This window comes from Anabaena sp. PCC 7938 (assembly GCF_049315035.1).
Classification (GTDB): Bacteria; Cyanobacteriota; Cyanobacteriia; order Cyanobacteriales; family Nostocaceae; genus Anabaena; species Anabaena cylindrica.
Genome location: NZ_CP186034.1, coordinates 5,522,320 through 5,547,961 on the forward strand (window position 1 = coordinate 5,522,320; position 25,642 = coordinate 5,547,961).

Genomic DNA, 25,642 nt, shown 5'->3' on the forward strand with positions numbered 1-25,642 from the left:
CAACAGTGGGTAAGCTGGTAATATTCGAAATTGGGGAAGGTAGCTTTGAAAAAGGGTTTCCTGTAAAAATTAGAATTGCTGAAGACGGTAAACCTCATTTTGCAGAAATTTATGGCAGGTTTCCAGCAGATTTGGAAATTCCTCAAACTTATTATGAATGGCAATCAGCTTATTATAAATTGCCTGGTAATTGGTTAATTACTGTTCCGCAAACGCAAATAACTAATGTATCTACTACAGAAGTTTGTGATGCTGCTGCTCAAAAATTGAAGTCTAGTTTTAATGCTTGGCTAAATCAACCATCTGTAAGAAAGTTAGAAAGGCAATTTTTACAAAAAATCGGTGAATGGGATAATGTCCGCTTTATTTTAGAAACACAAGATTCGCTATTAAGAAGACTTCCTTGGCATTTATGGGAGATCTTTCATACTAGTCATATTCAGCCAGAGGTTGTGATTAGTTCAGAGTATAAACCCTCAACAATGCAACTAAAAATTCCAGTTAAAATTCTAGCTATTTTAGGTAATAGTCAAGAAATTGATATTCAAAAAGATTTACAAGCATTGACAGCCAAATTGCCAGGTGCAATTATTGAACCTTTGCTGCAACCATCACGTCAAGAAATAGTCAAAAAATTATGGAATCAATCTTGGGATATTTTATTTTTTGCTGGACATAGTTGCAGTCAAGAAGGTGATAGTTGGGGAGAAATTCAAATTAATGACAATGAAAGTTTATCACTTTTAGATTTGCGTTATAGCCTGGGATATGCTGTTAAAAAAGGATTGAAATTAGCAATTTTTAATTCTTGTGATGGTTTAGGATTAGCACGCAATTTAGCAGATTTAAAAATTCCTTATATAATTGTGATGCGAGAACCTGTTCCTGATATTGTCGCTCAACATTTTCTAGAATATTTTCTCACAGTTTTTGCATCTGGTGAATCTTTATATACTTCTGTACAACAAGCGCGTGTACGTTTACAGGAAGAGTTAGAAAATGAATATCCTTGTGCTTCTTGGATACCTGTAATTTTTCAAAATCCAGCGGCAGCATTACTAAAATATCCCCAACCTCGTAATTTCCAAAAGATGGTTGCTAAGTCAGTTACAGTTACGATGTTATTTGTAATTATCGGTGCTGTTTTATGGTTGAGTTTACAGGAAATTAAATTGCGGAATCGGTTTAGTTATGGGGAGAAAATATTATTTAGTGCGGTGACTAATTTAAATAAAGAAGAAGCTATAAAAGCATTTTGGTGGAAAAATTACAATCAAGCAGTTAACAAACTTATTACTTATTTACAGGAATATCCGAATGATCCGGAGGCTTTGATATATTTAGAAAATGCAAAGATTAGTTATAAAGAAGTAATCAAAATTGGTGTAGCTGTTCCTATAGGTAGTAATCCTTCGGTAGCACAAGAAATACTGCGAGGATTAGCACAGGCGCAACAAGAGATAAATAATGATGGTGGGGTAAATGGTAAGTTTTTACAAATACAAATTGCTAATGATGATAATAACCCAGAAATAGCTAAACAAGTAGCAAAAAGATTTGTTGAAAATGCGGATATTTTAGCGGTAGTTGGTCATAATAGCAGTGATGCTAGTGTACCTGCTGCTGATATATACCAGGCTGGGAAATTGGTGATGATTTCGCCAACTAGTAGTTCTACAAAATTAACAGATCGTCAAGACCGGACTCATGGTAATTATATTTATAGAACTGTAATTAGTTTCACTACAACTGCTGAAACTGTGGCTGAATATGCCAAGAATAACAAAAAAAATAAGATTGTTATTTGCAGTGATTCTAAAGCTACAGACCAGTCTTTTGAGCAAGCTTTTGTTAATATGATGGATAGTAAAGGCTTAGAGTTAATTAATGATATTAATTGCGATTTTGCTGCTGATAATTTCCGCAGCGAGCAGATTATTCAAAAAGCAATTGATAAAAAAGCAACTGCTATCCTGTTGAATCCTCAAGTTGACAGAATTAATCCAGCTATTGAACTCGCTAAAAGTAATCAAGGGAAGTTTTTATTATTAGGAAATCCTAGTTTAGAAACTCAAGAAACTCTTGCTGCTGGGAATGCAGTTAATGGGATGATAATGGCAGTTCCTTGGAATATTAATGTTGCAGATCATCAGGCATTTGTTCAAAATGCTAATCGCCTTTGGGGTGAAAAAAGCTTAATTACTTGGCGTACAGCGACGGCTTTTGATGCTACTAAAGTAGTAGCTACTGCTATGCAAAAAAAAGGTAGTACGAGAATAAATATTCAACAAGCTTTAAGTAATAATTTTTCTTTTTTAGGTGCTACTGGGACAATTAGATTTTTATCATGGGGCGATCGCACAGGAGATAGAATCGGTAAAGCTGTTTTAGTCCAAATACAGCCAGATCCAAGTACACCCACTGGCTACAACTTTGTACCAAAATAGGTAATTGGTGAAAGGACGGGCAGGATGCCCATCCCACAAGATTAGATAATTTATTTTCTGAACAAAACCCTAAAAAGGTTGAAGGTAGCTCAATTATCTCAAATGATTACGCTGTTACCTTTTGGCTTTCAAGACGAGCCAAACGCTCTGCTAGTAGTTGTTCTAGAGCAATTAGTGCTTTGGTAAAGCCATCAATACCTTCTGAAAGTTTATCAGATGCCATCCGGTCAGCGGCGTGCATCTTGTCGAAGGTAGCTTTATCAACGGAGATTTTTTCAAGAGACAAATCTGATACCTTCGCAGGGTCAAGTTTGCGTGGTAATTCTGCAACAGTGTTTTGCAGTTCTGTTAACAAACCAGGAGAAATGGTCAACAAATCACAACCAGCAAGTTCAGTAATTTCGCCGATGTTACGGAAGCTTGCGCCCATAACTTCAGTTTTGTAACCAAACTTCTTGTAGTAGTTATAGATTTTGGTGACTGACAATACACCTGGATCTTCTGCTGCGGGGTAGTTGTCGCGTCCGGTATCTTTCTTGTACCAGTCAAGAATGCGACCAACGAAAGGAGAAATAAGAGTGATACCAGCTTCCGCGCAAGCGATCGCTTGATGGACACCAAATAGTAAAGTCAGATTACAGTGAATACCTTCTTTTTCCAAAATTTCCGCCGCCTTGATACCTTCCCAAGTAGCAGCAATTTTAATCAAAACCCGATTGGGAGAAATACCAGCAGCTTTATATTGAGCAATCAAATCCCGTGCTTTAGCCAGAGTAGCTTCTGTATCATAGGATAAACGAGCATCTACCTCTGTAGAAACCCGACCGGGGATAATTTGCAAAATCTTCAATCCAAAGGATACCGCCAAACGGTCAAAAGCTAGAGAGACTACCTCTGATTGGGTAGCACCTGCACCTGCATCTTTTTTAGCTTTGAGTAAAGTTTGATCAACAATTTCCTGATATTCCGGCATTTGTGCCGCAGCGGTAATCAGTGAGGGATTGGTGGTAGCATCTTGGGGCTTAAACTTGCCAATAGATTGGATATCGCCTGTATCGGCTACTACTACGGTTACTGCCCGCAATTGTTCCAGTAAATTCTTAGGCATAACATACTCCGTGATTTTTTTTGGTTTAGGATTTACCCAATCCCCAATTATTTAAACTCTTTCATCTTCCACACAATTCCGATTCTGGCAATCTTTCTTAACGATTGCCTAATTTTCCTGACTTGGCTTAGGCCTCAGCCCCATTTTAGATGTCTTATGCCGTAATTGGCTGTCCAATCGAATGCACTTTAATTAAACTAGTTGTTCCTGATTGACCAACTGGGATACCAGAGGTAATGACCACTTTATCACCATCCTCGGCAAAACCGCCTTCCACAACACTGTTGACAACTTTCATAAACATTTCTTCCGCACTATGTACAGGTGGAATCAGTAAAGGTTCCACACCCCAAGATAGTGCTAATTGTCGGTAAGCAATAGCCTCAGAGGTAAGAGTAATAATCGGAGTCAAAGGACGATATTTAGAAATTAGTCTGGCTGTATTCCCCGAAGTGGTGTTACAGAGAATTGCTTTAGAACCAGTTTCATAGGCAATCCGACAAACTGCTTGTGCTACTGATTCCGTTACACTCAGACAACCAGCTTCATGATTCCAGGAATGTCTACTACCAGCTTTAAGCGCCGTTTCTGTTTGTACAGCGATGTTATGCATCATCTGCACAGCCTCAATAGGGTATTCTCCCACAGCAGTTTCACCAGAAAGCATGACGGCATCCGTACCATCTAAAATAGAGTTAGCAACGTCCGTAGCTTCTGCGCGGGTGGGATCTGGGGCGCTAATCATCGACTCCAGCATTTGAGTAGCAGTGATAACCGGCTTACCAGCTTGATTACAGCGACGAGTAATGTCTTTTTGAATAAGAGGGACTTGATGAATAGGTACTTCTACTCCCAAATCACCACGAGCGATCATAATTGCGTCAGCAGCATTAAGGATAGCGTCTAGTTGTTCTACGGCTTCTGCGCGTTCAATTTTGGCAATGAGGCGAATTTTTGCGCCAGCAGCTTCAATCATTCTTTTTGCAGGTTCGAGGTCTTGGGGCGATCGCACAAAAGAAACTGCAACCCAGTCTACACCCAACTGAATCCCAAACCGCAAATCCATCAAATCCTTTTCTGTAATCGAACTCACAGGTAAAGGCGTGGCGGGTAAATTCACACCTTTATGAGTCGAAACCAAACCCCCAATATTGACATGAGCGCGAATTTTATCAGCATCACGACTCGTTACAGTCAACTTCACCCGACCATCATTAATTAAAATGGGTTCACCAGGGCGCACCATAGCGAACAAAGTCGGTAGCGGTAGGGGTAACTCATCAATAGTTTCACCCTTATCTTGCAACAGAAAAGTCACTTCGCTACCAGCTTCTAACATCAGTCCTTCCGGTGGTAACTTACCCAGACGGATTTTCGGACCACATAAATCTTGCATAATAGCGATCGGTCTTTGTAAGTCGCTACTAATGCGCCGCAAATGGTGAAAAGTTTGGGCGTGAGCCTCATAAGCACCATGGGAAAAATTCAGCCGTGCCACATTCATTCCCGCCTTCACCAAAGCTTCTAGCTTTTCAGGTGCAGAAGTAGCCGGGCCAACAGTACAGATAATTTTAGTTCGACGCATAACAAAAATAGGGAATAACGGTAAAGTAGCGCACCCCGTTAAGCCCAGGAAGAAGCAGGGGGGAAGGGTGCAGGGTGCAGGGGGAATAATTTTCCCCATTACCAATTACCAATCACCCATGACCAATCATCTAAATCAATCCTTCTTTCTGTGCCATTGACAACATCAAATCAACAACACGGTTGGAATAACCCCACTCGTTGTCATACCAGGAGACAACTTTAAAGAAATTGGAATTCAGTTCAATTCCCGCACCTGCATCAAAAATGCTAGAGTGGGCATCACCTTGAAAATCAGTTGATACCACCTCTTCATCGGTGTAACCCAAAACACCTGTCAATGTACCTTCAGCAGCTTTCTTCATCACCGCACAGATTTCTTTGTAACTCGTAGCTTTAGCAGTTTTGAAAGTCAAGTCAACCACCGAGACATCGGGTGTAGGAACCCGGAAAGCCATACCAGTCAACTTACCCTTCAACTCTGGTAAAACCAAAGCCACCGCTTTAGCAGCCCCTGTAGCGGAGGGAATAATATTTTGAGCCGCACCTCTTCCACCTCGCCAGTCTTTTTTACTGGGGCCATCTACCGTGGGTTGAGTGGCTGTCGTCGCGTGGACTGTAGTCATCAGTCCTTCAGTTAAACCAAAGTTGTCATTAATAACTTTAGCAATAGGAGCCAAACAATTTGTAGTACAACTTGCATTGGAAACAATTAAATCCTTTGCTGGGTCAAACAAATGATGATTTACACCCATCAACAATGTTTTTACCTTGTCTGGTTCTTTGGTAGGTGCAGAAATCACCACTCGTTTTGCACCTGCTTTCAGGTGATTTTCAGCCCCTGCATAGTCGGTGAAAAGTCCTGTAGATTCAACAACATAATCAGCGCCCAATTTACCCCAAGGTAATTCTGCCGGATTTCTCACCGACATACAAGGGATAAAATGGCCATCAATAACTATGCCATCTTCCTTTGCTTCTATCTTGCTCTTTAATTTACCGTGTGTAGAGTCATACTTTAAGAGATAAGCAAGATTATCAGGTGGAACTAAATCATTAATTCCCACAAATTCAATGTTGGGGTTAGTAAGACCAGCACGAAGCACAAGTCTGCCAATACGACCGAATCCATTAATACCAACTTTCAACTTCGTCACAATTAAACCTCCTGTTTTTGAGGATTCAACTAAGGATAATTAGCCGGGTTAATTCTAATCTCACTTAGCTGATTCTTACAGTCACAAAAGGCATAGAGTCGATTTAGCTGGCATATTTTAAGGTTTAGGCATTAGTGATTGATCATTAGTTATTGGTCATTAATCATTATTGGATACATTATTTTCATAACCATATATCTGTGTTAAAGTTCAATCAGTATTGGTTTCTATAGAATTGTTACCTATGTAAAACTTATTGAATATATAGGAATCCGGTTTGATTATTGAAAATATACGTAGGGTGTGTATAGCCCTGCGGGCATGGCTACGCTAAAGCGACAGCGTAACGCACCAAACCCTTGAGAACGGAGCGTTACGGATTTCATTCTAACGCACCATACAATACATAATCCTGTAAGCGCAAGCGCAGGCTACGCCAACAAAAATCAAATAGTAATCCTACAGTATAATGTGGATATTATCTAGAAAAATTCTGTCATGTTATGAATTTAGGTATTGAATCTAATAACCAACAGTTAAACAGAAACAAAGTAGCTTTACTTGATAAAGCACAAATATCACTGGATGCTTTACAGACTAAAGATCAGGAAAAAGTTATTCGTGTCATTAATTACCTAGAAAATTTTCCTGATTGTTCAATGCTTAAAATTAATAGAATCAAATCTGTTCCTAATTATTTTATTGCGAGAGCAGGCGTAAAATATAGAATTATTTTTAAATTTCAAGATGTAGAAGTAACTATTGTCGATATAGTCAATCACGATCGTCTTGAGAGATTATATGGATCATTGGAAATGGATAGGATATGAAAGGTCTAGATTCCTTTAAATTAGACCTTAAACAGTGTCTATTAGAGCTTGATGAATTTGATAAATTACTGCTTAATAGTGAATTACAAGAAAGTAAAGATATACTACCATTCTTTAAGGATAGGCTACATTTATCTGCATTTATTGGGTCTTACGTTCCTGATTTAGTCAGATGCAACCAAATTAAACATGAATTTTCCTTATTTGGTGATTTTCGTGCTGATTTAGTCGTTGGTGATTGTATAAATAACACTTACTGTTTTATTGAATTTGAAGATGCTACTAAAGACAGTATATTTGTAAATAGAGGAAGAAGTACATTAGATTGGTCGCCTAGGTTTGAGCATGGTTTCAGTCAAATCATTGATTGGTTTTGGAAAATTGATGATTTTAAGAAAACGACCTCATTTCTCTCTATTTTTGACAGTGAAAATATAGAATTTTACGGCATTCTTATTATAGGTAGAGACGCGTTTATCTCTCTTCTTGATAAAGCTAGATTAAAATGGCGTTTAAACAAGGTTTTAGTAGACTCACGCAAAGTAATTTGCATAACATTTGACCAATTAGCCAGAGATATTAGAGATAGACTTTCACTGTATCCACTGATTTATGAAGCAGAATCAGAGGCTGATCGAATTATTTCCACAGATGAGAGCGATTGCACATCACCCTAGTACAGTACGGCGTAAGTACGCGTACCTTTTACAGGGAGTTCAAATCGCAGATTTTTCACAAATTTTAATGGTTCATTCACTTACGCCGCAGTATACTAGCTTGCATTAGCACATAAAACACATAGATTTAATCTACCATTTTAAAATTTGTAGTTATGCATTTCTACGCGAAGGAATTAAGCACACCATTTATATCAATAGAGTCAGCCAAAAATCATCGGCTATTCACACATGGTAGAGAAATTAACAATTTTTTAGTTTGTAAAATTTGTCGAGATTTATTAGGTACTAGAACCAAACACAATCTAAATTATTAATATGGAATTATACTTAATTCGTCATGGTATCGCCGAAGAACATCAAGCAGAACTAAAAGATGAAGAACGTCAGCTAACCAAAGAAGGAAGACAAAAAACCGAGAGAGTAGCCCAAAGATTAGTAAAACTAGATTTACACTTTGATTTAATCCTGACTAGTCCCCTCGTCCGCGCCCAGCAAACCGCAGAAATTCTCATTGAGGCTGGACTGAGTTCAGAGTTAGAAGAATTGCATCACCTCAGCCCAGAAGGTAACATTAATAGTTGGCTAAAAGAATGGTTTGAACCGAGAAATTATACTCACTCAAACCAACTAGCATTGGTGGGACATGAGCCTAATTTGAGCAATTGGGCAGAAAATCTGCTTTGGGGAGAAGCAAAAGAGCGCCTCGTCCTCAAAAAAGCAGGTATGATTGGGATAAAACTACCAGAAATAGGATCTCCTCTGGGTCGTAGTCAGTTGTTCTTGTTGATACCACCCAAGTACCTGCCATAACAGTTTTTCAACCTTTCGCATAGAATAGTTGTTAGATCGGCAACTGTTATGGTGAAAATAACCTCTGGTAAGTTAGCGTGATCAGATATTTCACAAAGCAGATGGTGTTGCCATGACGGTGTGCGAATACAAGCCTGGTTTAGAAGGCATTCCCGCAGCCCAATCGAGTATTAGTTATGTAGATGGGCAAAAGGGAATACTAGAATATCGTGGCATTCGGATTGAGGAATTAGCAGAAAAAAGTACGTTTATAGAAACTGCTTATCTCTTAATCTGGGGTGAATTGCCAAACAAAGAAGAATTGGAAGCGTTTGAGCATGAAATTCGCTACCACAGACGGATAAAATATCGCATTCGGGATATGATGAAATGCTTTCCCGAAAGTGGACACCCTATGGATGCGCTGCAAGCCTCTGCGGCTGCATTGGGTCTATTTTATTCTCGACGGGATTTACATAATCCGGTCTATATTCGTGATGCTGTAGTGCGCTTAATGGCAACTATTCCCACGATGGTAGCAGCGTTCCAGTTAATGCGGCAAGGGAATGACCCTGTAAAGCCACGGGATGACTTGGATTATTCCGCCAACTTCTTGTATATGCTGAATGAGAAGGAACCAGATCCTTTAGCAGCAAAGATTTTTGACATCTGCTTGATTCTCCACGTCGAGCATACAATGAATGCTTCTACCTTCAGTGCGAGGGTGACGGCTTCTACCTTAACTGACCCCTATGCGGTGGTTGCTAGTGCGGTGGGTACTTTAGGTGGACCCCTGCATGGTGGAGCTAACGAAGAAGTAATTCAGATGTTAGAAGAAATTGGTTGTGTAGATAATGTCCGTCCCTATGTAGATGATCTTCTGCAACGGAAAGCGAAGATTATGGGCTTTGGACATCGTGTCTACAAAGTGAAAGATCCACGGGCGACAATCTTGCAAAACTTGGCGGAGCAGTTGTTTGATAAATTTGGCTACGACAAGTACTATGAAGTTGCCCAAGAAATGGAACGGGTAATGGCAGAGAAGGTTGGCAGCAAAGGAGTTTATCCCAATGTTGACTTTTATTCTGGTTTGGTGTATCGGAAAATGGGGATTCCTACGGACTTGTTTACACCTGTTTTTGCGATCGCACGCGTGGCTGGTTGGTTAGCACACTGGAAAGAACAACTCGCAGAAAACCGGATTTTCCGTCCTACTCAAATTTACAACGGTCGTCACGAAGTTCCTTATCTTCCCATCGACAACCGTTAACTAGCTAGGGAACAGGTGACAGTTAAGAAGAATTTCCCGTAATTAGCTGACAAGTAATCAATTTTAGATTTTAGATTTGGGATTCATGCCCATAGATGGACAGATTCATAACTGTCATCTATCTCCTCTATTAGGCTTGAGTTAAAAATCTCAAATCGAGAATCTTAAATTGATACTGTTTTCAAAGCCCTCCATTGCTAGAACATCAGACAATTTCTATAGAGTAGAAACCCGTTATCACCAGGAAAGCGGCCAATTTGTATTGTTTAGGGGACAGTGACAGGGAAAAGGCAAAAAGAAAAGAAATCTGATTCCAGTTTCCAATAGTCACTGACGGTAGGCTGAAGCGTTACCAATCCCCAGCATTAGCCAATTTCAATCCCAACCATAAGCAGAAGTTGTCTCTTGGTTTACGGGGCAAAAACCATCCAAGGATATACTAAACATGGGAATTGGCAACAAATCTACAATCAGGCATCATCTCAATAGAGCTAATTCTAGTTATTAACTCAATTAATAGTTGGGATTCACCGTGACTTGACGACTTAAAGAGTAGCAAAAATGAATGCAGGAATTGACCTCCAAGGAACTTTTATTCAATCTGTCAGGGATTTAGGAATACCACCAGGGGCGGCCAAAGCGATTTGGATGCCGTTACCAATGATCCTAATGCTGATTGGTGCAACAGTGGGAGTACTCGTTGCTACCTGGCTAGAACGGAAAATTTCTGCTGCTGCACAGCAACGGATTGGCCCAGAATTTCAAGGGCCTTTTGGGTTGCTAGTGCCTGTAGCGGATGGTCTGAAGCTAATCTTTAAAGAAGATATCGTCCCTGCCCAAGCAGACCGCTGGCTGTTTACCCTCGGACCAATAATTGTAGTAATTCCGGTATTTTTGTCATTTCTGATTGTTCCCTTTGGGGAAAATATCGTCATTACCAACGTGGGAATGGGGGTATTCTTGTGGATTGCTTTGTCTAGTATTCAGCCCATTGGCTTATTAATGGCTGGCTACGCATCTAATAATAAATACTCCCTATTGGGGGGTTTGCGGGCAGCAGCACAGTCAATCAGTTATGAAATTCCTTTGGCGTTGAGTGTATTAGCGATCGCCATGATGTCTAATAGCCTCAGCACAGTTGATATTGTCAATCAGCAATCTCATTTTGGCATCCTAGGCTGGAACATTTGGCGACAACCACTTGGTTTCATCATCTTTTGGATTGCAGCCCTAGCTGAATGCGAACGCTTACCATTTGACTTACCCGAAGCAGAAGAAGAACTAGTAGCAGGGTATCAGACTGAATACTCCGGGATGAAATTCGGTCTATTTTACTTAGGTTCTTACATTAACTTGATACTTTCTTCCCTCCTAGTAGCAATTTTGTATCTAGGTGGTTGGCATTTTCCTATTCCCGTTAGTCTCATAGGTGATTGGCTGGGAGTCAGTGACACAAACCCTGTTTTACAGGTAGTAACTGCCTCCCTAGGTATCACTATGACCGTACTCAAAGCTTACTTCCTGGTATTTATCGCCATCCTCATCCGTTGGACACTACCACGGGTAAGAATTGACCAATTATTAGATTTAGGGTGGAAATTCTTGCTACCAGTTGGTTTGGTTAATCTCCTATTAACCGCCGCCCTGAAATTAGCCTTTCCCGTCGCCTTCGGTGGCTAAACCAATTTTAGATTGTAGATTTTAGATTTTAGATTGAATCTGAAATCTAAAATCCAAAATCCAAAATCCAAAAGAGTGAGAGACACAAACAATGCTAAAGTTCCTCAAACAAGTTGGTGATTACGCCAAAGAAGCAGTACAATCGGCTCGTTATATTGGTCAGGGGCTTTCTGTCACCTTTGACCACATGCAGCGTCGTCCAGTTACCGTCCAGTATCCCTACGAAAAATTGATTCCTGGGGAAAGGTTTCGCGGTAGAATTCACTACGAATTTGACAAGTGTATCGCTTGTGAAGTCTGTGTTCGCGTCTGTCCCATTAACCTCCCTGTAGTTGATTGGGAATTTGACAAAGCCACCAAGAAGAAAAAGCTCAATCACTACAGTATTGACTTTGGAGTTTGTATCTTCTGTGGTAACTGCGTGGAATACTGTCCAACAAACTGTTTATCAATGACAGAAGAATATGAACTTGCTACGTATGATCGCCACGAATTAAACTATGACAGCGTAGCATTAGGACGATTGCCTTACAAAGTTACAGACGATCCAATGGTGACACCACTGCGCGAACTAGTTTACCTACCTAAAGGTGTTATGGAACCCCACGGTGTACCCGCAGATGCACCTCGCGCTGGTTCTCGTCCAGAAGACCTTGTAGAAAATGGTAATGGGTAATAGGTAATAGGTAATCAATATTTTTTCCAATTACCAGTTACCAGTGAGCATTTATCAAACATCAAAAGGATCAAAAAAAGTGAATCTAGCGGAAGGAGTACAGGTTGTTTCATTGGGCATACTGGCTGTGATGATGATTGGGGCAGCACTAGGTGTAGTGCTGTTTTCTAACATCGTCTATTCTGCCTTTTTACTGGGTGGTGTATTCATCAGTATGTCTGGACTTTACCTGTTGCTAAATGGTGATTTTGTAGCATCAGCACAGATTTTGATTTATGTTGGTGCGATTAACGTGCTGATTTTGTTTGCCATTATGTTGGTTAACAAGCGTCAGGATTTCTCACCTTTACCCAGTGCTGGGTTGCGGAAAATAGTTACAGGTATTGTAAGTATAGGATTATTTGCCCTATTGAGTACGATGGTACTGGCAACTCCTTGGGCTTATTCCTCTGTTCCTGTGGCTGGTGAAAGTTCTATAGTTGTGATTGGTGAACATTTTTTCACCGACTTTTTACTACCCTTTGAGTTGGCTTCTATTTTGTTGCTCATGGCAATGGTAGGAGCAATTATTTTGGCACGTCGGGAATATTTACCAGACGAATCAGATTCTGCTCAACGACAACAATCTATCTTAACTTTGCCAGAACGCCCCAGAGAACTGGTATCAACCAGTACTGGAACTGAGGACTAGGGATTGGGGACTGGGGACTGGGGACTGGGAAGATGAATGACCCATGACCCATGACCCATGACCAATCACCCATTACCAATCACCAATTACCAATCACCAATCATGCAACTTCAGTACTTTTTATTACTAGCAGCAGCTTTGTTTTGCATTGGCATCTATGGCTTAATTACTAGCCGTAACGCGGTGCGGGTGCTGATGTCAATTGAGTTATTGTTGAATGCTGTTAATCTGAATTTAATGGCATTTTCCAACTTTATTGACTCAACATTAATTAAAGGTCAGGTTTTCACAGTTTTTGTGATTACCGTGGCTGCTGCTGAAGCGGCGGTTGGTTTAGCGATCGTGCTGGCCATTTATCGCAACCGTGATACCGTCGATATGGAGCAGTTTAATCTCCTGAAGTGGTAACAGTACGTGCAACTCAAGCAGGTAATCATTGCTTATAAAGCGCGAGACTCCCAGAGCAAACGCTGGGCAGAACTCTGTGCTAAACAACTAGAGGAACGTCAGTGCCAAGTATTGGTGGGGCCTAGCGGTCCGAAAGATAACCCCTATCCGGTTTTCTTAGCGTCCGCTACTCAACCAATAGACCTAGCTTTAGTACTTGGTGGCGACGGTACTGTTTTAACAGGTGCTAGACATTTAGCCTCAGCAGGCATTCCCATTTTGGGAGTGAATGTTGGAGGCCATTTGGGATTTTTAACTGAGTCTGTGGAAGAATTTCAAGAACCAGAACGTGTGTGGGATCGTCTGTTTGAGGATCGTTATGCTATTCAGCGGCGGATGATGTTGCAAGCGGCCGTATATGAAGGTCATCGGACAAATTTGGAACCAGTGACTGAACATTACCTAGCTTTGAACGAGTTTTGCGTCAAACCTGCTTCTGCTGACAGAATGATCACTTCTATTCTGGAAATGGAAATTGACGGGGAGGTAGTTGATCAATATGTAGGAGATGGGCTAATTATCTCTACTCCCACCGGTTCTACTGGTTACACTGTTTCTGCCAGTGGACCGATTATGCATGATGGGATGGAAGCGATTACTATCACACCCATTTGTCCAATGAGTCTTTCTAGTCGTCCGTTGATTTTACCCCCTGGTTCTGTGGTCAGTATTTGGCCGTTGGGGGATTATGATTTAAGTACTAAATTGTGGATGGATGGGGTGTTATCTACTTCAATTTGGCCAGGCCATCGTGTTGATGTGCGGATGGCTGATTGTCTGGCTAAATTTATTGTTTTACGGGATAACAATTCATATTATCAGACGCTGCGGGAAAAGTTACTTTGGGCAGGTACTAGAGTTCGCTACAACAATAATCACCGCAATTGATTGCAATGTATTTTTCCCATAATTTTACCGCAGTTCACTGGTGAATTATTAGCCCTCGGATCAATTCGGGGGCTTTTTGATACTAACCAATTTATAGATCTGACGCACCTTACTAATATGCAAGTTGGGTAAGCCCTGACTATTTTGACTTTCTGAACATAATTACTATTGACAGAAAAATTAAATTGTGAATTAGATTGATTTGTATCTTATTGCCAGATTTTATTTATAAAAATGTCGATAATAAAAGAAATCTATCTCCAATAATCATCAAACAATGGAATAGAGAATAGTTGTTCCTATTTCTTCTGCAATAGTGTTTAGCTAAATTCATGTATAGTGATCCGATTTGATTCATGAATTTTTCGTTGAGGCAGGGAAAAGGGAATAGGGAATAGGGAACATAAAAGAAGGAATATAAGGTGTACTGAGTTTGTTCAAAAATCAAATAGGAGTCCTATATATTATCTAAGTATTTAAGCAGCAATATTTAGACATTTGTGGAACCGAAGGAAATCGCTGTATTATTTCACTGTTAACTGTTCCCTCCCTAACTAGATCATTTATCACGATGACTTATTTAGTATGCTCTAAATTCTAGCGGGATATTTCGCAAATACAAGTAGGAAAACAGATGTAAATGTATTACCATCAAATCAATTCTTTATTGCATCCTCCTAAGTTTCCCGTTTTGCAAAATGAAAAGTACATCCTACGACTTGCTTCAACTGAAGAAGAATTAGAATCTATATTCCGCTTACGTTTTGAGGTTTTTAATCTAGAACTAGGTTTGGGATTTTCTGGTTCTAACACTACCCAAATGGATCAGGATAAGTTTGATCAGGTTTGCCATCATTTGATACTTATTGCTAAACATACTGGTAAGACGATTGGTACATATAGAATGCAAACCTATACAATGGCTGGTAAAGGGTTAGGTTTCGATTCTGCTGACATATTTAATCTCAATAAAATTCCTGATTTTATGCTTCAGGAATCTGTAGAAGTTGGACGTGCTTGTATAGCTAAAGAATACCGCAATAGTCATACACTGTTATTACTTTGGGAAGGACTAGCTAATTATCTACTTGGGAGTGGAAAGCAATATTTTTTTGGTTGTGCATCATTACTAACACAATGTCCTAAACAAGCTACTTGTGCTTATAATTATTTTCAGGAGCATGATTTGATGCACCCAAGTATCTTGGTTCACCCTAATTCAGAATACCGCATAGAAATGACTCCACACTGTCAAGATATATATAATGATCTAGAAATTCCAAAAATTTTACAAGCATATTTAAGCATTGGTGCTAAAATATGCAGCCTACCAGCTATTGATAAGCAGTTTAAAACTATTGATTTTTTAATAATATCTAATATTGCAGATTTCGCTAGATGCTGTTACTCAAGCGAAGTCAAATTAGCATCTGAACATTAGTAAATCTTAAACTAATTCTCATGTTAAATTAATTTTTTCGATAATATCAGGCTTTAAATTATCCTTAAAGATAAATTTTAAGGAGGTTTAAGTATGAAGTTAAAATATTTAGCTATTTTTGGTATTGTGGCAATTGTAACTGTAGGCTGTACCAAGGAAGTAAGCTCGACTCCCATCAATAATCAGCCTGAGTCTGTGGCTAGTGTCACTCCTTCAGTAGTACAGTCTGAAAGCTTTAAGACTTTGGAACATAGAACTCAGGGAAAAGTGAGCATTATTACTATAAATAGCAACCGCTACTTAGCATTAGACAATAATTTCAATACGGATCATGGACCTGATTTAGTTGTAATTTTGTATCGTGGTGATAAACCACCAAAATATAATATTAAAAAGCAAGATTATATAAGTATTGCTTCTTTACAAAAAACTAAAGGTTCTCAACGTTATGCTCTACCTAAAAATGTGAGATTATCAGACTTTGGTTCTGTTGGTATTTGGTGCCGTCGATTTAATGTTAGCTTTGGTTATGCTGGTTTACCTAAGTAGTTGTAGTGGGAGTGCTGATGGATATTATTCTGTTTTCATTCCTGATAATTTTTATTGAATCAGAATTTTAAATTTAACAGTTAACATTTCCAAATATAGCAATTCCCAAGCTCATGAAATACACCCCACCCGCGCTGTCGCGCACCCTCCCCTTACCAAGGGGAGGGTTGGGGAGGGGTAATTTTGTATCTTACTAGAGTGGGAAAGGCTATAAAATTTTTCTGATATCAACTTCAAGATTATTAAAGTGAAACAAATCAGCAAGGTTTGGCAAAAAATTGATATATTTTCTTTACGGTTACGTCTGACTATTGGTATTGCTCTAGTTTCAGCTTTGGGATTAGGAGGACTTGCAAGTTGGACAAGTTGGAAAATGCAGCAAATTTTAATTACTAGTCATAAATATAATATTGCTCAAATTGCTGATCGCTTGCCGCAGGATGTGCAACTTTATAGTGAAATGTATCCTCTGGAAACTAGTTTACAAAAAGCAATAAATAACTTAACAACTACTGATACATTTTTATGGATTAAAGGTACTGATAAGAAAATTATAGGTAAATCTAGTAATTGGAATCTGCTTCCAGATATAACAGCAACTGAGCTTATGTCTTTAACGGAGATGTCGGTTCAACCCGAATTAATAAAAGTTAGTCAACGCTATTATATTTTATGTGGTGGTGCGTTACCACTTAAGGGTAAGGCTTTGGGTAATTTATTTCTGGTACAAGATGTAACTCGTGAACAAACAATGTTTTTGGGAATGGTTAAAAGTTTGGCTATTGTGAGTATTTTGGTAATTATAGTTATTTCTTTGGCGATCGCATTTTACATTCAGCGCTCTCTACAACCATTGCGCCAGTTAAACCAAATGACTGCTGTTATATCTCTAGCAGATTTAGGACAAGCCCAATTATATCTTGAACACGCACCTAGTGAAGTCAAAGAATTAACTCAAACTTTCAATATGATGTTAGCCCGTCTTGCCCAATCTTGGGAACAAGAAAGGCAATTTGTTAGTAATGTTTCCCATGAGTTACGCACGCCTTTAACAATTGTTCATGGTTATTTACAAAGTGTTTTGCGCCGACAACATAATTTAACATCCGCACAACAGGAAGCTTTGGAAACTGCTGCAATAGAAACTGAACACACTATCCGTCTTTTGCAAGATTTACTCGATTTAGCAAGGGCTGATAGTGGTTATTTGCATTTGCGGCGGGAATTGTGTTTACTCAATGATTTGGTAGCAGAAGTTGTGAGTATGGCAGAAAAGTATAGCGATCGCATAATCGAAATTGAGTCCATAAATCAGCTAATTGAGGCGAGAATAGATTATAATCGTCTAAAACAAGTATTACTAAATTTAATTGATAATGCGGTGAAGTATTCGCCAGCAGAAACACCTGTAATGATTAAATTGCATCTGCAAGGTGAAGAAGCAGTTATTCAAGTTTGTGACCAAGGTTATGGCATTCCTTTACAACACCAATCACGAATTTTTGAGCGTTTTTACCGTGTAGATGAAGCCCGTACTTCTTCAACTGGGGGTTGTGGTTTAGGGTTGTCGATTGTTAAGACTCTTGTAGAGAGTATGGGTGGGAATGTAAGTGTGCGATCGCGCCAAGGAAAAGGAAGTACCTTTACAATTACTATACCAGCCTCATCATCGCAGTAAATAAAGATGATCTTGTTACTTATCCATGTTTATACTAAGCTAAATTATATCTATGAGATGTCTAGCTATTGAGTATTTAAACATATTCTCTATAGTTATCATTCTGTGTATAATTAACATCCCTGCTGAAATCCTGAATATTATTATGACGCACATCTTACTGGTTGAAGATGAAGTCAAATTAGCTCGATTTATAGAGTTAGAATTGAGTTATGAAGGCTATCAAGTTAGTGTAGCCTATGATGGACTAACCGCCCTGACTGCGGCAAGGGAGTTAAATCTAGATTTAATAATTTTAGACTGGATGCTACCTGGTGTGTCGGGGTTAGAAATTTGCCGTCGCTTACGGAGTACCGGTGATAAAGTACCGATAATTTTATTAACCGCTAAAGATGAAGTGAGCGATCGCGTTGCTGGTTTAGATGCTGGTGCTGATGATTACGTAGTCAAACCATTTAGTGTCGAAGAATTATTAGCCAGAGTCCGCGCCCACCTGAGACGAAACCGGGAAACAGATACCGCAGATATCTTAGCATTTGATGACCTAAGTTTAAATCGCCGCACGCGGGAAGTCTATCGAGGAAAGCGATTAGTAGAGTTGACTGCGAAGGAATTTGATTTGCTGGACTATCTACTCGCCCATCCGCGCCAGGTAATTACGCGCGATCGCATTTTAGAAGAAGTCTGGGGTTATGACTTCATGGGTGATTCCAACATAATTGAAGTTTATATTCGCTACTTGCGCTTGAAACTGGAAGCCAACAATGAAAAGCGTCTCGTTCAAACTGTGCGTGGTGTCGGCTATGTATTACGCGAATAAATTAATGAACTCTCAGCGAAAACTCATTAAATTCCCACTCCAATATATTAATATCCACAATTGATATATACAAAGCTAATTTCATACAGCAACAATGACTTATTTAGAAACCGCAGCACAATTTTATAGCGAAGTTGCTCAAACACCAGAAGTAGGACTGTGTTGTGTTCAAAGCACACCCCTGCAATTACCAGGATTGAAAATTCCTTTGCCAATGCAGGAAATGAATTATGGCTGTGGAACAACAGTTCACCCCACCGAACTCGCAAATCAACCCACAGTCCTTTATGTTGGTGTTGGCGGTGGACTAGAAGCATTACAATTTGCTTACTTTTCCCGTCGTCCTGGTGCTGTCATTGCTGTTGAACCAGTAGCAGCCATGCGCGAAGCTGCCACACGTAACTTAGAAATGGCTGCTCAACAAAATCCTTGGTTTGATACCAGTTTTATCGAGATTCGCCCCGGAGATGCCTTTAATTTACCCGTTGATGATGCTGCGGTGAATGTATTAGCACAGAATTGTCTTTTCAACATTTTTGAACCAGCAGATTTAACCCGTGCTTTAAAAGAAGCTTATCGGGTATTAAAACCCGGTGGAAGATTGCAAATGAGTGACCCCATAGCTACCAGTCCCATTCCCACCCATTTACAACAAGATGAACGATTACGTGCCATTTGTTTATCAGGCGCACTTACATATCAAGAGTATACCCAACTAATTATAAATGCTGGTTTTGGGCAGATAGAAATTCGCGCCCGTCGCCCTTATAGATTATTAGATAAACAAACTTATCAACTAGCAGAAAATCTTTTATTAGAAAGCCTTGATTCCGTCTCCTTTAAGGTTGATATTCCTGAAGATGGAGCTTGTATATTCACTGGCAAAACCGCAATTTATGCAGGACAAGAAGCATTTTTTAATGATCAAGCAGGTCACATTTTACAACGTGGAATTCCTGCCGCAGTCTGTGATAAAACAGCCGCTAAACTCGGAGATTTAAAGCCGGAAGAAATTATGGTAACAGATTCCACTTGGCACTATGATGGCGGAGGTTGCTGTTAGATTTTAGGTAAGAAATCAGGAGTCAGGAGTCAGGAGTCAGGAGTCAGGAGAAAGAAGGAAGAAGAATATTTTTTATTCTGTTAAGAGTTCCCTGCTATATCAAACATTCTGTATCCTGATTCCTTACGTGTTTTCTACCACATCCTACTATCTTGAGTATTAACTTTGCCTACTGCGGCGATTATTAGAGGGTGTTTGAAAAGTTTCGGGTGGTGATTTTAGACACTCAATGATAGCTTGCGTGGCGGAGCCATTCCCCCCTAACCCCCCTTAAGAAGGGGGGGAACTAGAGTCAAAGTCCTCCTTAAAAAGGAGGATTTAGGAGGATCTAAAGTTTTTAATACATCAGCAACCACTTTTCAAACATCCTCTTAGTGGTATCACTTATAAATTAAATTAGTGCAATAATAAGCAAGAAAAATTTTGTCATATTTCGGAACTAGTAAGCAATGCAGAATACATCAAATACCCAGTTCAAACATAAATTAACTTCACCTTTAACAAAAAAGGAAATAAATGTATTACAGATTAATTTAGGTAAACGCTGTAACCTTAGCTGCAATCATTGTCATGTTGAAGCAAGTCCAAAAAGAACAGAAGAACTAAACCTAGAAATTGGACTGGAATTAATTGAATTCATATTTAAATTTCCCGAAATTAAAATTGTAGATTTAACTGGTGGCGCTCCAGAAATGAATTATGGTTTTAAGCCACTAGTAGAAGCCGCAAGTTTAGCAGAAAAAAAAGTAATTGTCCGGTCAAATCTGACAATTTATTTCGTTGATGGATTTGGATATTTACCAGAATTCTTCGCTAAACACCAAGTGAGAATTGTTGCTTCCCTACCTTGTTACCTTGCAGATAATGTAGATAAAATGCGGGGGAATGGTGTGTTTAATGACTCTATTCGCGCCCTGCAATGGTTAAATCAACTTGGATATGCAAAAAATCCAAATTTAATTTTAGATTTAGTGTACAATCCTCCCTTACCCACGAGTGAAAAATTTTCAGTCACTCCTGAACAGACAAACCTAGAAATAGCTTATAAAATGTTCCTACAAGAAAATTTTGGTATAGTGTTTAATAACCTCTTTACCATCACTAATTTACCTGTAGGTAGAACAAAATTATACTTAGAAGGAAAACAACTTTATTCAGGCTATTTGCAGTTTTTAGAATCTAATTTTAACCCCGATACAGTTGAAAATTTAATGTGCCGTGATCAAATTTCAGTTGATTATTTAGGTAATGTATATGATTGTGATTTCAATCAAATGATGAACTTACCTGCAAAAACTTTTAATGGTAAAACCCTAACAATTAGAAAATTGTTAGAATCTGGTAGTTTAGATATGATTAGGGAAGTTCAAACTGCTGATTATTGCTATGGTTGTACCGCCGGTTGTGGTTCTAGTTGTGGTGGTGCTTTAGTATGATAACACCAAAAATGTATTTGTTCTCAATTAAGTGCGGATAAAAGGACTTGAACCTTCACTCCTTTCGGAACTAGAACCTAAATCTAGCGCGTCTGCCAATTTCGCCATATCCGCATCAGTATCTAATATTAGCATAACAAATTATGGTTGGCAAGAGGTAATTGGGAATTGGTGATTAGTAAAACTCTGATCCAGTTCCCAGTTTCCAGCCTCCTACATGACAGCTACACGGGGTAGACGATGCTTGAAGCCGCAGAGAATTTCCCAAGAAATGGTATTTAATTGATTAGCCCAATCATCGGCTGTGATTTGTTCTGTTCCCTGTTCTCCTAGTAGGGTAACTATTTCACCCTCTTGTATATCGGGTATGGAACTGACATCTAACATGATTTGATCCATTGTAATTGTGCCTATTTGTGGTATTCTCTGCCCACGAATTAATACCTGCATTTGGTTGGAAAGACTGCGGGGAACTCCGTCTGCATAACCAATACCAACAACGGCAAGACGCATTTCTTTGGGTGCGATAAACTGATGACCATAGCTAACACCAGTCCCAGGAGCTATGGTTTTAACCTGAGTGACACGTGCTTTGAGTTGTAAAACTGGTTGTAATTTGATTTTGTCTTGTAAATGAGATGCGGGATAGAGTCCGTAAATAGCTAAACCGGCACGCACCATGTCATAGTGTAATTTTGGATCTGCAAGGGTAGCTGCTGAGTTGGCTAAATGCAAGCTGGGAATTTTGATGCCTTTGGCTTTGATTTGTGGGTTGGCGTAACCTATGGTAGATATCGCTTCCTCAAATCTCCTATGCTGTTCTTGCATGACTGTAGTATCAGGACTATCAGCTGTTGCTAGGTGAGAATAAATGCTGGCAATATCAAGATGAGGTAATCCTTGTACTAACTGCACAAAATCAGCTGCTTCTTGCCAATTTGTACCTAATCTCGACATTCCTGTATCTAATTTGATGTGTACAGGTATGGGAAAATTATAATTAATTGCTTCGAGTGTATTAGAAAATATTAAAGCTTGTTTGGGGTTGCATAGTGTTGGTTGAAGTTGCCAATGAGCGATCGCATGAACTTGTTCTGGTGTATGTGTTGCTCCTAAAATTAAAATCGGAGCTTTTATTCCACCTTCCCTTAATTGAATTCCTTCGGGAACTGTAGCCACTCCCAAACAACTCGCACCGGCTTCTAGAACTGTTTTCGCAACTGCCACCGCTCCATGTCCATAGGCATCAGCTTTTACAACCGCCATCAACTGGGTACTTGGTGATAAAAACCTTACCAACTGCTTAACATTATTAGACAACGCACCTAAATCTATTTCTACCCAAGCGCGTTGAGAAAACCAAGCGTAGGTATCACGCTCCTGATTATCAGCAAAACTAGGGGTTTGCTTGCGACTTAACATTGTAATTCACTCCTCTCACACCACTGCAAAGCTCCCAGACTATCTGATGATTCTGGTTTGCTACCCTCAAAGCCATATCAATTTAATCAGGAAAGTTTACCTTTTATCCGGGAGTTTATACAAGATGTTGGCAAGTGTTCAGTTTCTATAAATACTGGGGGTTGAGCATTGTTAAACCCCTAATAGGGAAACTGAGGCAACTTAATGATAAAGTGCGATAGTTGTGCCTGAGATTGGTAGAGTTAGATTACTCTTAATTTAATCTCCAAAATGGAGCTAAGGGGAATCGAACCCCTGACCTCTTGAATGCCATTCAAGCGCTCTACCAACTGAGCTATAACCCCGTGAAACGCATTTACTATATTACCTTAGTTGTTGATATTTTGTCAAGAAATTGGTTGTTAAATATTTAATTTGAAATTAAATGTGAGCTATACCCTTTACTTTATTAGATGTGAGTACTCGTCTAAGAAACTTGTATCAGATAAGTCATACAATGACCCATCAAGAAATAGACTACTAACATAGCGGCAGCAGCTAGGGCAACCAATGTACCAGCTAACATGAGAGAAAATTCTTTGCTCTGGTAGGCTTTCTCCATCAGGTGCAGCGACCAGGCCACCAGCGCCACATCAAAAAGTAAAATAGGAATCAACATAGTTCTTAATATTTATTCATACTAGTAGACATAATCTTAACATTGTTTTGGGTAACTGTGTCGAACTTGAGTAGAGATGTGGCTAATTTCCATTTAGTATTAGCAGGGTATTCGGACTGGAATGGATCGCTCTTGCAAATAATTCTTAATTTGGGCTACGCTTAACTGCCCGTAATGTAACAAAGAGGCTAATAATGCGGCTTCTGCTTTACCTGTAGTTAGGGCATCGTGGATATGTTCACAATTTCCTGCACCTCCAGAGGCAATGACCGGAATTTCTACAGATTGAGCGATCGCTCGTGTTAACTCTATGTCATAACCAGCTTGAGTACCATCTGCGTCCATACTTGTCACCAGCAATTCACCGGCCCCACGTTGTTCCACTTCCTGCGCCCACAGTAAGGCATCTTTGCCAGTATTTTCTCTTCCCCCTCTTACATATACATCCCAGCCGGGGTTATTGGGGTCAACTCTTCGTCTAGCATCGACGGCAACAACTATACATTGATTACCAAAGCGATCGCTTGCCCGATTAATTAAACTTGGGTCACGGACTGCCGCAGAATTAATACTAACCTTGTCAGCTCCGGCTCGTAACAAACCTTTAACATTTTCTAAGGTTTGAATCCCACCCCCCACAGTCAATGGAATAAAGACCTGTTCAGCAGTCCGGTAAACCACATCAATAATCGTGTCCCGGTCTTCATGAGTTGCCGTAATATCGAGAAACACTAACTCATCAGCACCGGCTTCGTTATAAACCTTGGCCAGTTCTACCGGATCACCCGCATCCTTCAGATTTACAAAATTAACTCCTTTAACAACTCGTCCCGCCTTGACATCCAAGCAAGGTAAAATTCTTTTAGATAACATAACGACTTTCATCCTCCTGGTAATTGCCGGAATTTAAATTGTAAAGGTAATTGGCAAATAGGTGACAAGAGGATGAATACACTTAAGCTCTTAGAAGATAATGAAGCTAGTCTTCTCATACTGAACAAAGCGCAGCATCTCGCAAGATGCCGCGTTTCACTCCTATATCTATGTAAAGGTTAATCCAAATTGATTACTAGTAAATTGATAAGCTAGAATAGAAATCCATGCTTTTTGGTGCTGTCACTGTATTTCAACTAACTGCAAATATCCTATACTGGTTGTACTTCTTGACTGCTGTAACGATTTATCGGTGCTAAACCTCTACTTCTGAATTTCTGAAAATTATGGCGATAATCTCCTCAAAAAAAAGCGGACAAGAACCTAATAAAGAACCTCAACAGCCGAGGGAGTCAGCAAAAGTACCTCCCCAGGAAAATAATATATTGCAACCTGAAGCTGCTATTGATGAAGAAGGTAAACAAGAAGAGAGTATTCGACCCCAGCGATTTGCAGATTACATTGGTCAAAAAGACTTAAAAGATGTACTAGATATTGCCATTAAAGCTGCTAAGTCTAGGAGTGAAGTGATGGATCATCTGTTGCTGTATGGTCCTCCTGGCTTGGGTAAAACCACAATGGCGATGATTTTAGCCTCAGAGATGGGAGTAAGTTGTAAAATTACCAGCGCCCCAGCATTGGAACGACCAAGGGATATAGTTGGGTTATTGGTGAATCTCAAAGCCGGAGATGTGCTTTTTATTGATGAAATTCATCGCCTGTCGCGGATGACTGAAGAGATTTTGTATCCAGCGATGGAAGATTATCGCTTAGATATTACCGTGGGTAAGGGTTCCAGCGCCCGGATTAGAAGTATACCATTAGTTAAGTTTACCTTAGTGGGGGCGACAACCCGTGTAGGTGCATTAACTTCACCTTTACGCGATCGCTTTGGCTTAGTTCAAAAACTGCGATTTTATGAAGTTGACGAACTCAGTCAAATTGTTCTCCGCACCGCTGAATTATTAAAAACACCAGTCAACTCGGATGGGGCTACAGAAATTGCCAAACGTTCACGGGGAACGCCACGGATTGCAAATAGATTATTAAAACGAGTCCGTGATTATGCTGAGGTTAAAACCTGTGGAGAAATCAATGAAAACGTTGCTGCTGAAGCTTTACAACTATTCCAAGTAGATCCTTGCGGTTTAGATTGGACAGATAGAAAGATGCTGAGTATGATCATTGAAAACTTCAATGGTGGGCCAGTGGGTTTAGAAACCATCGCTGCGGCTACAGGTGAAGACACCCAAACCATTGAAGAAGTTTATGAACCTTATTTAATGCAAATTGGTTATTTAAGCCGCACTCCTCGTGGTCGAGTTGCCACGCAAGCCGCATATAAACACATGGGATTTAAACCACCCAATGAGCAATTATCATTGCTTTAATTCC

Annotated in this window: 23 protein-coding genes and 2 tRNA genes; 17 read left to right on the top strand and 8 right to left on the bottom strand. The window is 39.6% G+C overall.

Annotated features, from left to right (window positions below; all coding sequences use genetic code 11):
• Positions 1-5 precede the first annotated feature (5 nt).
• A complete protein-coding gene (locus ACOWPH_RS24650) occupies positions 6-2,447 on the top strand; it encodes an ABC transporter substrate-binding protein (protein ID WP_015212753.1) in 2,442 nt (813 codons plus the stop codon).
• 106 nt (positions 2,448-2,553) lie between these two features.
• Here ACOWPH_RS24650 and ACOWPH_RS24655 read toward each other — a convergent pair whose 3' ends face one another.
• The 3 genes from ACOWPH_RS24655 to gap form a co-directional block, all read right to left on the bottom strand.
• The gene (locus tag ACOWPH_RS24655) at positions 2,554-3,555 is read right to left on the bottom strand and encodes a transaldolase (protein WP_015212754.1); all 1,002 of its coding nucleotides are present in this window, start codon (positions 3,553-3,555) and stop codon (positions 2,554-2,556) included.
• Between the two features lie 154 nt (positions 3,556-3,709).
• Complete coding sequence (pyk, locus tag ACOWPH_RS24660) at positions 3,710-5,140, bottom strand: pyruvate kinase (RefSeq protein WP_015212755.1); 1,431 nt, start codon at positions 5,138-5,140, stop codon at positions 3,710-3,712.
• A 130-nt stretch (positions 5,141-5,270) separates the two neighbouring features.
• Positions 5,271-6,296 carry a type I glyceraldehyde-3-phosphate dehydrogenase gene (gap, locus tag ACOWPH_RS24665; RefSeq protein WP_015212756.1) on the bottom strand — a complete coding sequence of 342 codons (1,026 nt, stop codon included), beginning with the start codon at positions 6,294-6,296 and terminating at the stop codon, positions 5,271-5,273.
• 503 nt (positions 6,297-6,799) lie between these two features.
• Between gap and ACOWPH_RS24670 the strand changes: the two genes are divergently transcribed.
• From ACOWPH_RS24670 to arsS, 15 genes are all read left to right on the top strand, one after another.
• Complete coding sequence (locus tag ACOWPH_RS24670; RefSeq protein WP_015212757.1) at positions 6,800-7,126, top strand: type II toxin-antitoxin system RelE family toxin; 327 nt, start codon at positions 6,800-6,802, stop codon at positions 7,124-7,126.
• The gene (locus ACOWPH_RS24675) at positions 7,123-7,803 is read left to right on the top strand and encodes a Shedu immune nuclease family protein (RefSeq protein WP_015212758.1); all 681 of its coding nucleotides are present in this window, start codon (positions 7,123-7,125) and stop codon (positions 7,801-7,803) included. The genes ACOWPH_RS24670 and ACOWPH_RS24675 overlap by 4 nt, the downstream gene beginning before the upstream one ends.
• Positions 7,804-8,121: 318 nt before the next feature.
• On the top strand, positions 8,122-8,616 hold the full coding sequence (sixA, locus tag ACOWPH_RS24680) for a phosphohistidine phosphatase SixA (RefSeq protein WP_015212759.1): 495 nt from the start codon (positions 8,122-8,124) through the stop codon (positions 8,614-8,616).
• A gap of 112 nt (positions 8,617-8,728) precedes the next feature.
• Complete coding sequence (locus ACOWPH_RS24685; RefSeq protein ID WP_015212760.1) at positions 8,729-9,865, top strand: citrate synthase; 1,137 nt, start codon at positions 8,729-8,731, stop codon at positions 9,863-9,865.
• Positions 9,866-10,426: 561 nt separating this feature from the next.
• A complete protein-coding gene (gene nuoH / locus ACOWPH_RS24690; protein ID WP_015212761.1) occupies positions 10,427-11,545 on the top strand; it encodes an NADH-quinone oxidoreductase subunit NuoH in 1,119 nt (372 codons plus the stop codon).
• Between the two features lie 91 nt (positions 11,546-11,636).
• Positions 11,637-12,221: an NAD(P)H-quinone oxidoreductase subunit I gene (gene ndhI / locus ACOWPH_RS24695; RefSeq protein ID WP_015212762.1), complete on the top strand. Its 585-nt coding sequence runs from the start codon at positions 11,637-11,639 to the stop codon at positions 12,219-12,221.
• Positions 12,222-12,300: 79 nt separating this feature from the next.
• Positions 12,301-12,912, top strand: a complete 612-nt coding sequence (locus tag ACOWPH_RS24700; protein ID WP_015212763.1) for an NADH-quinone oxidoreductase subunit J — start codon at positions 12,301-12,303, stop codon at positions 12,910-12,912.
• 102 nt (positions 12,913-13,014) lie between these two features.
• Positions 13,015-13,320 (top strand): NADH-quinone oxidoreductase subunit NuoK, encoded by a 306-nt coding sequence (nuoK, locus tag ACOWPH_RS24705; protein WP_015212764.1) that lies wholly within the window; start codon positions 13,015-13,017, stop codon positions 13,318-13,320.
• A 6-nt stretch (positions 13,321-13,326) separates the two neighbouring features.
• On the top strand, positions 13,327-14,247 hold the full coding sequence (locus ACOWPH_RS24710; protein ID WP_015212765.1) for an NAD(+) kinase: 921 nt from the start codon (positions 13,327-13,329) through the stop codon (positions 14,245-14,247).
• 640 nt (positions 14,248-14,887) lie between these two features.
• Positions 14,888-15,688, top strand: a complete 801-nt coding sequence (locus tag ACOWPH_RS24715; protein ID WP_015212766.1) for a GNAT family N-acetyltransferase — start codon at positions 14,888-14,890, stop codon at positions 15,686-15,688.
• A gap of 93 nt (positions 15,689-15,781) precedes the next feature.
• On the top strand, positions 15,782-16,237 hold the full coding sequence (locus ACOWPH_RS24720) for a DM13 domain-containing protein (RefSeq protein ID WP_015212767.1): 456 nt from the start codon (positions 15,782-15,784) through the stop codon (positions 16,235-16,237).
• A gap of 247 nt (positions 16,238-16,484) precedes the next feature.
• Positions 16,485-17,915, top strand: a complete 1,431-nt coding sequence (locus tag ACOWPH_RS24725) for a sensor histidine kinase (protein ID WP_015212768.1) — start codon at positions 16,485-16,487, stop codon at positions 17,913-17,915.
• 145 nt (positions 17,916-18,060) lie between these two features.
• Entirely contained in the window at positions 18,061-18,735 is a 675-nt protein-coding gene (locus ACOWPH_RS24730; RefSeq protein WP_042464489.1) for a response regulator transcription factor, read from the top strand.
• 94 nt (positions 18,736-18,829) lie between these two features.
• Positions 18,830-19,798: an arsenosugar biosynthesis arsenite methyltransferase ArsM gene (arsM, locus tag ACOWPH_RS24735; RefSeq protein ID WP_015212770.1), complete on the top strand. Its 969-nt coding sequence runs from the start codon at positions 18,830-18,832 to the stop codon at positions 19,796-19,798.
• 449 nt (positions 19,799-20,247) lie between these two features.
• On the top strand, positions 20,248-21,234 hold the full coding sequence (arsS, locus tag ACOWPH_RS24740) for an arsenosugar biosynthesis radical SAM (seleno)protein ArsS (RefSeq protein ID WP_015212771.1): 987 nt from the start codon (positions 20,248-20,250) through the stop codon (positions 21,232-21,234).
• A gap of 32 nt (positions 21,235-21,266) precedes the next feature.
• Here arsS and ACOWPH_RS24745 read toward each other — a convergent pair.
• The 5 genes from ACOWPH_RS24745 to hisF form a co-directional block, all read right to left on the bottom strand.
• A tRNA-Leu gene (locus ACOWPH_RS24745) sits at positions 21,267-21,348 on the bottom strand.
• Positions 21,349-21,447: 99 nt separating this feature from the next.
• Positions 21,448-22,656, bottom strand: a complete 1,209-nt coding sequence (gene alr / locus ACOWPH_RS24750; RefSeq protein ID WP_015212772.1) for an alanine racemase — start codon at positions 22,654-22,656, stop codon at positions 21,448-21,450.
• A 271-nt stretch (positions 22,657-22,927) separates the two neighbouring features.
• Positions 22,928-23,000: transfer RNA gene (locus ACOWPH_RS24755), tRNA-Ala, on the bottom strand.
• Positions 23,001-23,122: 122 nt separating this feature from the next.
• Positions 23,123-23,314 (bottom strand): hypothetical protein, encoded by a 192-nt coding sequence (locus ACOWPH_RS24760; RefSeq protein WP_015212773.1) that lies wholly within the window; start codon positions 23,312-23,314, stop codon positions 23,123-23,125.
• Between the two features lie 99 nt (positions 23,315-23,413).
• Positions 23,414-24,187 (bottom strand): imidazole glycerol phosphate synthase subunit HisF, encoded by a 774-nt coding sequence (gene hisF, locus ACOWPH_RS24765; protein WP_015212774.1) that lies wholly within the window; start codon positions 24,185-24,187, stop codon positions 23,414-23,416.
• A 347-nt stretch (positions 24,188-24,534) separates the two neighbouring features.
• Here hisF and ruvB point away from each other — a divergent pair, with 347 nt between their 5' ends.
• Positions 24,535-25,638: a Holliday junction branch migration DNA helicase RuvB gene (gene ruvB, locus ACOWPH_RS24770; RefSeq protein WP_015212775.1), complete on the top strand. Its 1,104-nt coding sequence runs from the start codon at positions 24,535-24,537 to the stop codon at positions 25,636-25,638.
• Positions 25,639-25,642 lie beyond the last annotated feature (4 nt).